The sequence below is a fragment of the Flavobacterium sp. S87F.05.LMB.W.Kidney.N genome, assembly GCF_004366435.1.
In the GTDB taxonomy this organism is placed as follows: domain Bacteria; phylum Bacteroidota; class Bacteroidia; order Flavobacteriales; family Flavobacteriaceae; genus Flavobacterium.
The window spans coordinates 228,945-242,133 of the sequence record NZ_SODX01000001.1 but is presented as its reverse complement, the minus strand read 5'-3'; the positions used below and the strand labels follow the sequence as shown (position 1 = coordinate 242,133).

General features: G+C 30.7%; 12 protein-coding genes. 7 read left to right on the top strand and 5 right to left on the bottom strand.

What is annotated here, in order from left to right; all coding sequences use genetic code 11:
* Nucleotides 1-136: 136 nt before the first annotated feature.
* Entirely contained in the window at nucleotides 137-367 is a 231-nt protein-coding gene (locus tag EDB96_RS01050; RefSeq protein ID WP_029271378.1) for a DUF6341 family protein, read from the top strand.
* A gap of 44 nt (nucleotides 368-411) precedes the next feature.
* Here EDB96_RS01050 and purD read toward each other — a convergent pair whose 3' ends face one another.
* A complete protein-coding gene (gene purD, locus EDB96_RS01045) occupies nucleotides 412-1,686 on the bottom strand; it encodes a phosphoribosylamine--glycine ligase (protein WP_134138814.1) in 1,275 nt (424 codons plus the stop codon).
* A 133-nt stretch (nucleotides 1,687-1,819) separates the two neighbouring features.
* Here purD and EDB96_RS01040 point away from each other — a divergent pair, with 133 nt between their 5' ends.
* The 4 genes from EDB96_RS01040 to EDB96_RS01025 all read left to right on the top strand — a co-directional run bounded on the left by EDB96_RS01040 (nucleotide 1,820) and on the right by EDB96_RS01025 (nucleotide 6,206).
* Nucleotides 1,820-3,130, top strand: a complete 1,311-nt coding sequence (locus EDB96_RS01040) for a phenylacetate--CoA ligase family protein (protein ID WP_134139642.1) — start codon at nucleotides 1,820-1,822, stop codon at nucleotides 3,128-3,130.
* 41 nt (nucleotides 3,131-3,171) lie between these two features.
* The gene (locus tag EDB96_RS01035; protein WP_134138813.1) at nucleotides 3,172-3,714 is read left to right on the top strand and encodes an ORF6N domain-containing protein; all 543 of its coding nucleotides are present in this window, start codon (nucleotides 3,172-3,174) and stop codon (nucleotides 3,712-3,714) included.
* 216 nt (nucleotides 3,715-3,930) lie between these two features.
* A complete protein-coding gene (gene wecB / locus EDB96_RS01030; RefSeq protein WP_134138812.1) occupies nucleotides 3,931-5,019 on the top strand; it encodes a non-hydrolyzing UDP-N-acetylglucosamine 2-epimerase in 1,089 nt (362 codons plus the stop codon).
* The gene (locus EDB96_RS01025) at nucleotides 5,019-6,206 is read left to right on the top strand and encodes a glycosyltransferase family 4 protein (protein ID WP_134138811.1); all 1,188 of its coding nucleotides are present in this window, start codon (nucleotides 5,019-5,021) and stop codon (nucleotides 6,204-6,206) included. Before wecB ends, EDB96_RS01025 begins: the two co-directional genes overlap by 1 nt.
* Before the next feature lie 53 nt (nucleotides 6,207-6,259).
* On the opposite strand, the gene EDB96_RS01020 is transcribed toward EDB96_RS01025, so the two are convergent.
* The 3 genes from EDB96_RS01020 to EDB96_RS01010 are packed head-to-tail and all read right to left on the bottom strand — an operon-like array spanning nucleotide 6,260 to nucleotide 9,487.
* Nucleotides 6,260-7,243 carry a UDP-glucuronic acid decarboxylase family protein gene (locus EDB96_RS01020; protein ID WP_057115485.1) on the bottom strand — a complete coding sequence of 328 codons (984 nt, stop codon included), beginning with the start codon at nucleotides 7,241-7,243 and terminating at the stop codon, nucleotides 6,260-6,262.
* Nucleotides 7,244-7,294: 51 nt separating this feature from the next.
* Nucleotides 7,295-8,431 carry a glycosyltransferase gene (locus EDB96_RS01015; protein WP_057115484.1) on the bottom strand — a complete coding sequence of 379 codons (1,137 nt, stop codon included), beginning with the start codon at nucleotides 8,429-8,431 and terminating at the stop codon, nucleotides 7,295-7,297.
* A gap of 6 nt (nucleotides 8,432-8,437) precedes the next feature.
* Nucleotides 8,438-9,487 (bottom strand): glycosyltransferase family 2 protein, encoded by a 1,050-nt coding sequence (locus EDB96_RS01010; protein ID WP_128414928.1) that lies wholly within the window; start codon nucleotides 9,485-9,487, stop codon nucleotides 8,438-8,440.
* Between the two features lie 90 nt (nucleotides 9,488-9,577).
* Here EDB96_RS01010 and EDB96_RS01005 point away from each other — a divergent pair, with 90 nt between their 5' ends.
* Together EDB96_RS01005 and EDB96_RS01000 are read left to right on the top strand one after the other, a co-directional pair.
* On the top strand, nucleotides 9,578-10,828 hold the full coding sequence (locus EDB96_RS01005) for an oligosaccharide flippase family protein (RefSeq protein ID WP_262712400.1): 1,251 nt from the start codon (nucleotides 9,578-9,580) through the stop codon (nucleotides 10,826-10,828).
* The gene (locus tag EDB96_RS01000; protein WP_134138808.1) at nucleotides 10,818-12,035 is read left to right on the top strand and encodes an O-antigen ligase family protein; all 1,218 of its coding nucleotides are present in this window, start codon (nucleotides 10,818-10,820) and stop codon (nucleotides 12,033-12,035) included. The genes EDB96_RS01005 and EDB96_RS01000 overlap by 11 nt, the downstream gene beginning before the upstream one ends.
* Here EDB96_RS01000 and EDB96_RS00995 read toward each other — a convergent pair.
* Nucleotides 11,979-13,166, bottom strand: a complete 1,188-nt coding sequence (locus EDB96_RS00995) for a hypothetical protein (RefSeq protein WP_134138807.1) — start codon at nucleotides 13,164-13,166, stop codon at nucleotides 11,979-11,981. The genes EDB96_RS01000 and EDB96_RS00995 overlap by 57 nt on opposite strands.
* Nucleotides 13,167-13,189: the final 23 nt, after the last annotated feature.

Below are 13,189 nucleotides of genomic sequence, written 5' to 3'. Positions count from 1 at the left end.
TATTTTATACTTTTGTGATTGTAAAGATAATACTTGTTTAAAATGAAAACCGAACAAGTTGAAAAAAGATTCTAATAACTGAATTTTATCTTCAAAGCATTACACAACAATAAATAACATATAATTTTAAAAAATTATGACAGCTTTTTTTGAAGGAATACAATACTTATTCGTTAACATTTTGTTTGCTCCTCTTGACTTTTTACGTCGTTTGGAATTAATTACATGGTTTGGTGCAAACACAATTAACTGGATTTTCATGATCATCTGTGCATGCGCAATCGTTTATTGGATTAAACAATTACGTATTTTTGATGACGCTGGAACAGAAAACCAAGATACAACGGCTCATTCATTTTTAAAATAAAAAAACCAAACCCTTTAATTAAAAAGGGCTTGTGAATTTATTTTTTAGATTAAATCAAAACCGATATCTTTTCTAAAATACATCTTATCAAAGCTTAGTTTATCTATGTTTTGGTAAGATTTTTTTATGGCCTCCTGGAAATTATTTCCGTAAGAGGTTACAGCAATTACACGTCCTCCATTAGTAACGACATTTTCGTTATCTAATTTTGTTCCTGCATGAAAAACTATAGAATCTGTAACATTTTCTAATCCAGAAATTACTTTTCCTTTTTCGAAATCTTCAGGATATCCGCCAGAAACGACCATAACTGTTGTAACACTTCTTGGATCAATTTCTAAATTAAAATCACCCAATTTTTGATCTGCAACAGATAAGAACAATTCTACTAAATCTGATTTTAATCTCGGTACAACTACTTCTGTTTCTGGATCTCCCATTCTTACATTGTACTCAATAACAATTGGTTCGTTTTTCACATTGATCAAACCAATAAATACAAAACCTTTATATTCGATTCCGTCTTTCTGGAAACCTTCTATTGTTGGTTTTACGATTCGAGTTTCGATTTTTTCCATCAAAACAGCATCTACATAAGGAACTGGAGAAACCGCTCCCATTCCACCTGTGTTTAAACCTGTATCTCCTTCTCCAATTCGTTTGTAATCTTTTGCCGTTGGAAGAATTTTGTAATTTTTTCCGTCTGTTAAAACGAAACAGCTTAATTCGATTCCGTCCAAAAATTCTTCGATTACCACTTTTGAACTTGCTGTACCAAATTTTGCATGAACAAGCATGTTGCGTAATTCTGTTTTTGCTTCTTCAAGATCCTGAATAATCAAAACACCTTTTCCGGCTGCTAATCCGTCTGCTTTTAAAACATAAGGAGGCTGTAAGGTTTCTAAAAACTCACATCCTTTTTCAACCGTTTCGGCAGTAAAACTATCATAAGCTGCAGTTGGAATATTATGTTTCATCAAGAATTCTTTTGCAAATTCTTTACTTCCTTCTAATTGTGCTCCAAGTTTTGATGGTCCAATAACTGGGATATGTTTTAAACTTTCGTCGTTTTTGAAAAAATCGTAAATACCTTTTACCAATGGATCTTCAGGTCCTACGACTACTAAACTTATATTTTCTTTAAGCACTAAAGCTTTTACAGCTTCAAAATCTGTCGCAGATATTGCCACGTTTTCAGCAATTGCAGCAGTTCCTGCATTTCCAGGTACTACAAAAAGTTTTTCGCATAGCGGACTCTGAGTCATTTTCCATGCAAATGCATGCTCTCTTCCGCCCGATCCCAATAGTAAAATTGTCATGGTGTTGTTGTATTTAGTTGTGGTGCAAAAATAATTGCTTTTGAACGTAAAAAATAATTAAATCTTAAAAAGTTCGTGATTCTTCTCTGTTAGTAATTGGTAAATATTATTTTTGATGAAAATTATCCTTAAAATGATTCGTCTTTTTGATTTTTCCCTTCGATTGAACGGCTTTCCGATAAAGAAAGCGAAAGTAGAATTGGATCGAATCGTGAATTTATCCGAAGAAGAATATGCTTTGTTCCTTGAAAATAAAAAAAAGGAAATTGTTGATTTTCATTTAAAAAATAATTCTTTTTACCAGATATTAGTCGGAAATACAGATATTCAAAACTGGGAAGATCTGCCAATTTTAAATAAACAAAATCTACAAAAACCTCTAGAAGAAAGACTTTCAAACGGTTATTCAAAGAAAAACATTTACCTCAACAAAACTTCCGGATCAAGCGGAACGCCTTTTGTTTTTGCCAAAGATAAATATTCGCACGCTTTAACCTGGGCTTCAATTATGATGCGTTTTGGATGGTTTGGAATTGATTTTAACCATTCTAATCAGGCACGCTTTTATGGCATTCCGATGGATTTTATTGGATATCAAAAAGAGCGTATTAAGGATTTCATGACGCATCGTTTCCGATTTCCGGTTTTTGATTTATCTGATGAAATTCTCGAAAAATTTCTAGAAAAATTCAAATCGAAAAAATTCGATTATATTAATGGTTATACAAGTTCTATTGTTTTATTTGCGAAATATCTGGAAAAGAAAGATATCATTTTAAACAAAGTCTGCCCAACTTTAAAAGCTTGTTTTGTCACTTCGGAAATGCTTTTTGAAACAGATAAAAAACTGTTAGAAAAACAATTTGGAATTCCGATTATCAGCGAATATGGAGCGTCCGAATTGGATTTAATTGCTTTTGAAAATCCTGAGGGAGAATGGCAGATAAATTCTGAAACACTTTTTGTCGAAATTTTAGATGAAAATGATAAAGTTCTCCCTTACGGGGAAGAAGGCCGACTTGTCATTACTTCACTATTCAACAAAGCAAATCCTTTTATCAGATATGAAATTGGCGACATCGGAATTCTTGATGAAAAAAGTACTGCTAAAAAACCAATTTTAAAAAAATTAATTGGACGAACCAATGACGTTGCGATTTTACCAAGCGGTAAAAAATCTCCAGGCTTAACCTTTTATTACGTTACCAAAAGCATTATTGAAGATGATGGAAACGTAAAGGAATTTATTATCAAACAAACTCATTTAGATACTTTTGAAATTGAATATGTTGCTGAAAAAGAATTGGATTCGGCACAAATTCAAAAAATAAAAGACGCGATTGATTTATATTTAGAACCCAATTTAAACTTCACTTTTACCCGAAAAACGGTTTTAGAAAGAACCAATCGCGGGAAGCTAAAACAATTTAAATCGCATTTATAATATAAATAAAATCTTACATTTGTTTTTTTATTTAAAAACTCATGAACGATCAATCTTTACTTTCTGAAGAAACAATTTCAAACAAAATATATTTTATACGCGGTCAAAAAGTGATGCTTGATAGCCATTTAGCTTCACTTTATGAAGTTGAAACTAAAAGATTAAATGAACAAGTTAAAAGAAATTTATCTAGATTTCCATCAGACTTTATGTTTCAACTAACTGAAATTGAGTATAATTCTTCAAGGTCGCAAATTGCGACCTTGAAGAATGGCAGAGGATCGAACTTAAAATATTTACCTTTTGCATTTACAGAGCATGGAATTTTGATGTTATCAAGCGTTTTAAAAAGCGATAAAGCAATTCAAACCAATATTCAAATCATGCGTATTTTCACGAAAGTGAGACAAATGCTTTTAGATACAACTGAAATTAAAGTTGATATTTTACATCCCGAAGCCTCGGGACAGAAGAAGTTAGAAAATCATGATAAGAATATTGAATTGGTTTTTTCTTATTTAGATGAACTAACTGAGAAAAAAGAAAATGAAAGTGAAAGAGTGAAAATTGGCTATAAAAAATAACTAATAACTCTAAATCTTTAAGGTCACAAATTGTGATCTTAAAGAATCTAAAAAATTAAATAAATGGAGGTCGCAAATTGCGGCCTCCATTTTTTATTAGATTAATTTACGAGATTCTCCAAAAAATCACATCTACACTTAGAAGAAAATCTTTCAAACTATCTAGAATCCAATTTAAACTTTACTTTTGCCAAAGAAAGTTTTTAGAAAGAATCTATGAAAATTACCATTATTGCAGGTGCACGGCCAAACTTCATAAAAATAGCCCCGATTATTAATGCTGTGAAAAGTAAGCAGAATGAGGGTTTTGATGTTTCATTTCGTTTGGTTCACACTGGTCAGCATTATGATAAAAACTTAAGTGATACTTTTTTTGAGGAATTAAATATTCCTCAGCCAGATGTTAATTTAGAAGTAAAAAGCGGTTCTCAGGCCGAACAGACTGCAGCAATTATGATTGCTTTCGAAAAAGAATTACTTCAAAATCCTTGTGATTTGGTTTTAGTTGTAGGCGATGTAAACTCAACAATGGCCTGCTCTATCGTGGCAAAAAAATGTAATACAAAAGTTGCACATGTCGAAGCCGGAATTCGTTCTGGAGATTTAACAATGCCCGAAGAAATCAATAGAATGCTGACGGACAGTATTACTGATTACTTTTTTACAACCTCAACATCAGCTTCAGAAAATTTATTAAAGTTAGGTTCAGATCCAGAAAATGTGCATTTTGTGGGGAATGTGATGATCGATACTTTATATCAAAATATCAACAGAATTACAGCGCCAGATTTTTGGAAGGAACATCAGTTAGAAGAGAAAAACTATATCATTTTAACGTTGCATCGTCCTGCAAATGTTGACGAAGTTTCATCACTTATTGATTTACTTTACGGAATTGATTTGTTAGTGAATGATAAAAAAATAATTTTTCCGATTCACCCAAGAACGCAGGCAATTTTGAGTGAAAGCAAAATCGAGTTTAAAAACATCATTTTTGTTTCGCCTCAAGGTTATTTAAATTTCATGTATTTAATCAAAAACACTTTTGCCGTTATTACAGACAGCGGTGGAATTTCTGAAGAAACAACTGTTCTTGGAATTCCATGTTTTACTATGCGTGATAATACTGAAAGACCTGAAACAGAAACTATTGGTTCTAATACCATTGTGGGAACATCTTTAAAAAATCTGCAAAAAGTTTTTGGTTCATTTTTACAAAACGGTTCCAGAAAAAGCGGTATTCCAGAATTATGGGATGGAAAAGCTTCTGAGAGAATTGTTTCAATTTTATTGGAGAAGAAATAATGAACGACATTTTAATTATATCCAATTATTATCCTCCGGAAAAAGGTGCCGCAGCCAACAGAATTGAACAATTGGCTTTGAAATTAAACCAAAACGGTTATGAAGTTTCGGTGATTTCTCCACTTCCAAATTACCCAAAAGGCGAACTTTTCCCAGAATATAAAGGCAAATTTTCGGTTACAGAAAAAATTCAGAATATTACTTTAAAACGTCTTTGGATTTATCCAAGCAACAGCTCTAACATTTTTAAAAGAATTGTTTCGACATTTTCGTTTTCTAGTGTTTTGTTTTTTTATTTATTATTTGCTAAAACACCTAAAAAAGTAATTGTACAATCGCCGCCGTTGCTGTTGTCTTTTGTTTCTGTTTTTGCTCTTTGGATCAAAAGGAAAAAAATAATTTTGAATGTTTCAGATCTTTGGCCAACTGCTGCCATTGAACTTCAGGTTTTGAAGAAAAACAGTATTTCACATAAAATGCTTCTTTTTATAGAACGTTTTATTTACAAAAAAGCAACGCATATTTTTGGTCAATCTAATGAAATTATTGATCATATTCATTCTATTTTTCCGGAAAAGAAATGCTTTTTATATCGCAATTATCCAGATCATTTTATAGAAAATGTTATTCCTGAAAACGATAATTCTAACGAATCAATAAAATTGTTTTATGCTGGATTGTTAGGCGTTGCTCAGGGCGTTTTTGAGCTTATTCAACAATTAAATCTAGAAAATCTGAATATCGAATTGCATATTTTTGGAGATGGTGCAGAGAAAGCCCAAATCGTAAATTATATGAATGAGAATCCGATGCAGAAAATTATCTTTCACGGAATGTTAGACCGAAATGTCCTGCACGAAAAACTGATGAGTTTAGACATTGCTCTTGTTCCTCTAAAAACAAGAATTTACGGTTCTGTTCCTTCAAAAATATTTGAATACAGCGCTTTAGGATTTCCTATTCTTTATTTTGGTGGTGGCGAAGGAGAATCAATTGTTGAGGAAAATAATTTAGGCTGGGTTGTTCCTGTGGAGGATTTTGAAGGTTTAAACGTCGCTTTGCAAAAGATTTCAGCAACTGGAAAAGATAAAATTCAAAGCATGAAAAAGACAATTTTTCTGCATGCAAAAAGCAATTTTAATCTTGATCAGCAGATGAAAAATCTCATTGAAAATGATGCTTTTTAAGAAAACTATTATAAATGAAAAGGGGAAATATTATTAGAATATTTCCCCTTTTTTTATTTTATATAACTAGAAAAATCTTTGTGTTCTTCTTTTGAAAGTTCTTCTTTTGAAAGTGACCTGAAATAATCGTAAGTGATTTTCATTCCTTCAGAACGGCTTACTTTTGCTTCCCATCCTAACAATTCTTTTGCTTTTGTCGTGTCTGGCTGACGCTGTAATGGATCATTTATTGGTAATGGATGATATACTACTTTCTGGTTTGTTCCGGTCAGTTTTATAATTTCTTCTGCAAAATCTTTAATCGTAATTTCATCTGGATTTCCAATATTTACTGGATATACATAATCTGAATGTAATAATCTAAAAATACCTTCAACTTGATCGTCTACATAACAGAAAGAACGCGTTTGTGAACCATCGCCAAAAATCGTTAAATCCTCACCACGTAAAGCCTGACCGATGAATGCCGGAATTACACGACCATCGTTTAATCGCATTCTTGGTCCATAAGTATTAAAAATACGCACGATTCTGGTTTCTACTCCGTGAAAAGTATGATATGCCATTGTTATAGATTCTTGGAAACGTTTTGCTTCATCATAAACACCGCGAGGTCCAATTGTATTTACGTTTCCGTAATATTCTTCGGTCTGCGGATGCACTAATGGATCTCCATAAACTTCAGATGTTGAAGCAATTAAAATTCGTGCTTTTTTTACTCTCGCCAATCCTAATAAATTATGCGTTCCAAGAGATCCTACTTTTAAAGTTTGAATTGGAATTTTTAAATAATCGATCGGACTTGCCGGCGAAGCAAAATGCAAAATATAATCTAAATCACCTGGAACATGAACAAATTTTGTAATATCATGATGATAAAACTCAAAGTTTTCTAGTTTAAACAAATGTTCGATATTTTTAAGATCTCCAGTAATTAAATTATCCATTCCAATAACAAAATATCCTTCTTTGATAAATCTGTCACATAAATGCGATCCTAGAAATCCTGCAGCTCCGGTGATAAGTATTCTTTTCATGATAATTCTTTATTCTGCGCAAATGTAACTGATTTGAAAATTATTTTTCAGTTATATTTCCGATTTATCTTGTTTTAAAGACTCTTGATGTGCTTTATATTTTGCTTCTACAAATTCTTTTATTTCTTTTTCAAATCGTTTTTTTGAAAATAAAACGGCATGCTCTCGTATTATTTTTGGATCGAATTTTTTGGATCCGAAATTAATTACTGCTTCCTTGATTTTTTCAGACGACTGTTCGTCAAAGAAAATTCCGGTTTCATTATCAACAACGGTTTCAAGAGTTCCCCCTTTTGACAAAGCAATGACTGGAGTTCCACAAGCTTGTGCTTCAACGGGAATTATTCCAAAATCTTCTTCTGCAGCAAAAACAAATGCTTTTGCTTTTTGCATTAAACTTCTAAGCTTTTTGTTTTCGACATAGCCAACAAATTCTATATTGCTTTTGGCTATTTTTTGAAGTTTTTCTAATTCTGGTCCTTCTCCTGCAACGATCAGTTTTAAATGAGGCAATTCATTGAAAGCTTCTACGATAAGCTGCGTTTTTTTATACGCTACCATTCGTGAAGCTGTTAAATAGTACTCTTCTTTTGTTTCTTCTAAACTAAAAAAATCAACATCAACAGGCGGATAAATTACAACAGAATCTTTATTGTAGGTGTTTTTTATTCTTTGCGCAATATGCTTAGAATTAGCTATAAAATAATCTACATTTTCTGAATTTGAAAGATCCCATTTTTGGATTTTATCTAAGACTGATTTCGCATAAAACCCTTTTAAGCCTTTGGTTAAGCCAGCGTCTTTTAAATATTGCTCTCTTAAATCCCAGGCGTAGCGCATTGGCGAGTGGCAATAACAAATATGCAGCTGGTTTTTATTGACTTTAATTCCTTTTGCCACTGCCGATGAAGAACTGATTATTAGATCGTAATCGCTTAAATCAAATTGCTCTATGGCTATTGGAAAAAGCTGTAAAAATTTGCGATGGTTTTTTTTTACAGTCGGAAGTTTTTGAATAAAGCTGGTTTTAGCTTTTTTTCCATTTAAAATAAACTTACGGTCTTCTTCATTCAAAAAATCAATTAGCGCAAAATGATCAAAATCATTCCAAATTGAATTGATAGAATGAATCACTTTTTCGGCTCCTCCATTTACATAATACCAATCGCTAATTAGGGCTTTTTTCATGTTTATTTATTGGGCAAATTTCCGCACAAGGTAATAAAAATAATAAGCATATTTCCCAAAAATCGTGTTTAAGATATACAAGGATTTTGGTACCCAATGATCAAATAAATTAAGTTTCTGGAGCTCCTTTTTTAGTTCCCTTAAAGTATCTTTGGACGCTCCTACATTCATTTCAAAAACATGAAAAGACTGCCTGATCATTAACTCTTTTCTTAATTCCTCAGCAATTTCTATTTTATATAAATCTTGAACATCTTTTGCAATATCCAAAACTCCTTTCCACATTTTAGCTCTTCCTTTTGTTGAATACATTCCCGAAACATGTATTTGTCCATCTTTCTGAGAATCTCCAAATAATGGCGGATTACCACCTCGGCCGCCCACAGATGGTTTTGATAAGTAGCCAATTCCTTTTGTACAAAAGGCGTTGGCAGACAAATAAATTTGATAAAAGAGTGTTCCGTCATATTTATCTGTTTTGAAGGGTTCTGCCCACTCTTTATTGACAACTAAACCTCCTACAAAACCACACATTCTAAAAATCAATTTCGGAGAATCCCCTTTTTGTATAATTGCTTCACCTGGTAAAATTCTGGAAATTCCGATTGGTTTATCAATGTCTTTTTCAAACCTAATAAAGGGCCGGGAAATCATTGCAACGTCTGGATTTTTTTTGCAGAAAAGGTCTATTTCTTTCAGTCCATCTTTTAAAAACAAATCATCATTTCCTATTAGAATGACCCATTTGCATAATGCGAGATCAATAAGTTTTCTAATATTGGCATCATAACCAAGATTGTTTTCGTTTTCGATGTAAGTCAATATGACATTTTTTCCTTCAAACTTATTACGATGATTTTCTGTAATTTTTCTAATCTCATTTCTTTGTTTCGAAAAATCTTCGCAGATAATAATTTCATTTGGCAAAAGACTCATGTCAAATATAGATGTCAGCAATTCATCATACTCATTTGGTCTGCCATATGCAGGAATCGCAATACTATATCCCTCAATAATTTTATTCATGAAAAAGCTGCAATTTTCTGATTTTTCCAAAAATATGATTTTAATTTGTAAAACTTTAAAATAAAAAATCAACTTTGTTTTAATATTACAAACTTATAGAAACACAATCCATTCAATATAGTGCTTAAAAATATCTCTTTGAGTTTTGGAATAAATTTCGTTAATCTTTTATTTCCTTTATTATTAATACCATTTTACATTAAAACTTTTGGTATCAATACTTACGGATTGATTGCGGTTTCTTTGTCTTTGGTAAATATAATTTCTGTTATTTATGACTATTCTTGGTATGCTTTTGCGCCTATAGAAATTAACAAAATAAAAAATGATGCCCTGTTGGTAAACCACTATATTTCTAAAGTCATCAATACAAAGATTCTTCTTTTCATTCCTTCAATTCTCTTTCTGGTTCTTTTTGTATTTCTTTTTAATAATCTTAAAAATGAGATAGTTTTTTCATTCTCTTTATTGATATTTTTATTTTCAAGGTCACAAAACAATCTTTGTTTTTTTATAGGCTTAGATGATGTTTCGCCATACTTTGTAATTAATACTATTGTTAAATTAGGTTGTATCATTCTTATCATTTTAACTTTAACCGAAAAAACTGATTATCAATTTGTTTTTTATTATTTGGGAATAACTGATATTGTAATATTTATAATTTCAACCTTATTTTTGATAAAAAAATATGGCTATAATTATTCTTTTTCTTCTTTAAAAGAAATCTTTGAAGAGCTTAAAAAAGGTTTCAAGTTATTTTTAACAAATTTGACTATTTGCGCGATGCTCAATTCTAATACTTTGATTTTGGGTATGTTTGCAGATATTAAAACAGTCGGGATTTATAATGTTGCAGAAAAAATAGTTATGCTTTGCAAACAATCTCTAAGTGTTTTATTTCAAGGTGTTTATCAAAAAGCATGTTCGATAGGAATTTTAAAAACTGCTGAGCTTAATGCCTTTTTCAAATCGGTTTTTATTTATTATATTCTTATGTATGGCTTGGGAACTGTTATCTTGCTGCTTTTTCCCAATCTCATCATTCATGTTCTAAGTAATGAAGCAACGAGTGAATCCAGCCATATTTTGCTTTTACTTTCGCCAATACCTCTAATTGCATCAGTAAGTCAATCTTCGTATATGTCACTTATTTTACATAATAAGAAAAGTGCCTATTTTTATGCACATCTTTTTGGATTGATCCTTAATCTGTCTTTAGGTATTATTCTTTGTTATTACTTAAATGTTTACGGAATTATAATGGCTTTAATTTTTACTGAAACTTTTATAACACTATATCTTAATTTCTCTATACTCGCTGACAAGAAACTTAACTTTTTCAAATCTAAATTGACTAATGAAATTTAAAGCTCTTTTAAAATTGGCTGTTATTCCGGTGCTTTATCTGCTCGCAATTTCTCCTATTATTTATTATTTAGAAGCAATTCAGTCTTTATTGATGATCTTGAGCGGTCTATTTTTACTTTTCTTGGTTAGGTTTCGTGATTTTAAAGTTATTCCCAAAAATGCTCCGTTTATTGCTTCATTTTTCATTCTTGCCTTTTACTACTTATTTTACTTCAGTAATCATACCTTCAAACTCATTGGAGAAAGCTTTTTACTTTTTATAGCTCCCTTATTTAGTTACTATCTGTACAGAATAGATTCGTTTACAAAAAACATAAAAAAAATTCAATTTGCATATAGCGCTGCAGTTAGTGCATTGTGTTTGTATTTTATTGTTTTTTATATAAATGATATCCCAAATCATCATTTCGATTGGTACTTAGCCCGTTATAATCTGGAATTTTACTGTAAGATTCACGGAACATATATTTGCTTGTGGATTGGGGTTGCAATTTTATTCTTATTCGACTATGTTTCAGATTTTAAAAAAAGCTCCAAAACGCTAAAAGGCTGCAGTATTTTAATGCTTATTTGTCTCTTTGCTGGTTTAATTATCTATAATTCCAGAAATATACTTTTAGGTCTTTTTATTGTTGTTTTATTGCGTTTGGCAATTTTAAAAAGAGAAAAAATTACAATAAGCATTAAACAAAAGATAAGTATAGCAGTGATCATTTTACTAATCATCTTATTATCTCAGAGATATCTTGATGCAATTGATTTTTTGGCTAATGATTCTTTTAAAAATTCTACGCGATATGCAAGCTGGACATGCAGTTTAAAACTTATTTATGATTCGCATTTTTTTGGAATGGATTATAATTTAATTCAGCAAAAATTAAATGAATGTTACGTTCCTTTCAATAATTTTGAATTGAAAAAATTTCGGATAAACTCTCACAACCAATATCTGGATTTTTTATTAAAGGGTGGATTATTACTATTTTGCGCTTTTATTTGGTCGTTATTTGTTAAACTAAAAGAAACTTTACAACAGAAACAATATCTATATTTTTCTGTAACTGTTTTATTTGCAATAGCATTTATCACAGAAAACATTTTAGTACGCCAATATGGTATTTATATTTATTTTCTTTGTGATATTTTGCTTTTAGGCGCTCTTTTTAGGAATAAAGATCATGGTATTAATGAAGTAAAAGAATGCTAAAGTAGGAATGTAAAGCATACAGCCATCACTTAAGCACACAAACAGATAAGTTAGACTTCCTAAAAGATAGGGATAATTATTATTTCTGGTACTTAGCGCAACGTAAATTTGTGAAAAAAAAGAAATTAGAAACAATATTAAACCGACAATTCCTAGTTGTTTAAAAATTGATAAATAAACAATTTCTTCAATAAAATCGAAGGTCTGGCTGCCAAAAAAACTTAAGCCTGTAAATTGTTTTATCTGGCTTATTCTTCCTCCTAAATTAGAATCTAAAATAAATCCTGATAATGAACCATATTGAAAATATCGATTCATTAAAAAGGTGGCAAAAACAAATAAAATAAGTCCTAAAAAAGCATATACCTTGACAAGTTTAAAAACTCTATCTCTGTAAATAAGGACAAAATAAAAAAGCAATCCCAGCCAAACGGTTCTTGAAAGTGTAAGAAGTAAAGCTAAAATTACAATTCCAAGTTTAATTTTTGATACATTTTGCTTATGAAATATTGGAAAGAGCATTAACATACAAACCCCAAAGATATTACCGTTGTTGTAAGTAGAAATTAGTTTATACAAGGACCCTCTCATGTTATACTTTCCCTCGAGCGTGCCTAAATCGTCAGCATTTACAGTTAAATAGGGAATTTCGATATAACTTCCCGTTATTTGTTTGAAAGCAAATAAAATTATTCCATAAAGCGAAATCCAAAAAACGGCATTGGTCAGCAAATTTTCAACAAATTCCTGATTTATTTTCTTTAAAAAGGAACTTAAAAAGATATAAAATAATAAAGGGAGAAATCCAAAACTTACATAAAAAGCAATTAGATTTCCGAAAGAGCCATCATAGCCCCTAAACAATAAATTAATAGAAAAATATATAACAAACGGTAAAGTGGCAGCCCAACACAAAAAGTGTTTTGATGAAACCAAAAATCTCCTTTTGTCTAATATTATTAAAATTGAAAGCAAAAAAAGAAATCCTAAATATAAATAGCCCCAAGTAATTGGAATTCCTGCAATTTTAAATCCTCCCTTTGGTAATAATATTAAAAATAGAACGCCTATAAAAAAAAGATACTCTCTAATTTTTTCATTATTTAAGATAATTTTAAAATTAAAACGCATCTTCAAATTTTTAAACTATTGCT

Excerpts from the sequence above, each read along its gene's own strand:
- EDB96_RS01015 (WP_057115484.1), bottom strand. The coding sequence starts at position 8,431 with ATGAAAAAAGCCCTAATTAGCGATTGGTATTATGTAAATGGAGGAGCC.
- EDB96_RS01025 (WP_134138811.1), top strand. The coding sequence starts at position 5,019 with ATGAACGACATTTTAATTATATCCAATTATTATCCTCCGGAAAAAGGT.
- EDB96_RS01050 (WP_029271378.1), top strand. The coding sequence starts at position 137 with ATGACAGCTTTTTTTGAAGGAATACAATACTTATTCGTTAACATTTTG.
- EDB96_RS01035 (WP_134138813.1), top strand. The coding sequence starts at position 3,172 with ATGAACGATCAATCTTTACTTTCTGAAGAAACAATTTCAAACAAAATA.
- wecB (WP_134138812.1), top strand. The coding sequence starts at position 3,931 with ATGAAAATTACCATTATTGCAGGTGCACGGCCAAACTTCATAAAAATA.
- EDB96_RS00995 (WP_134138807.1), bottom strand. The coding sequence starts at position 13,166 with ATGCGTTTTAATTTTAAAATTATCTTAAATAATGAAAAAATTAGAGAG.
- EDB96_RS01020 (WP_057115485.1), bottom strand. The coding sequence starts at position 7,243 with ATGAAAAGAATACTTATCACCGGAGCTGCAGGATTTCTAGGATCGCAT.
- purD (WP_134138814.1), bottom strand. The coding sequence starts at position 1,686 with ATGACAATTTTACTATTGGGATCGGGCGGAAGAGAGCATGCATTTGCA.
- EDB96_RS01000 (WP_134138808.1), top strand. The coding sequence starts at position 10,818 with ATGAAATTTAAAGCTCTTTTAAAATTGGCTGTTATTCCGGTGCTTTAT.
- EDB96_RS01040 (WP_134139642.1), top strand. The coding sequence starts at position 1,820 with ATGATTCGTCTTTTTGATTTTTCCCTTCGATTGAACGGCTTTCCGATA.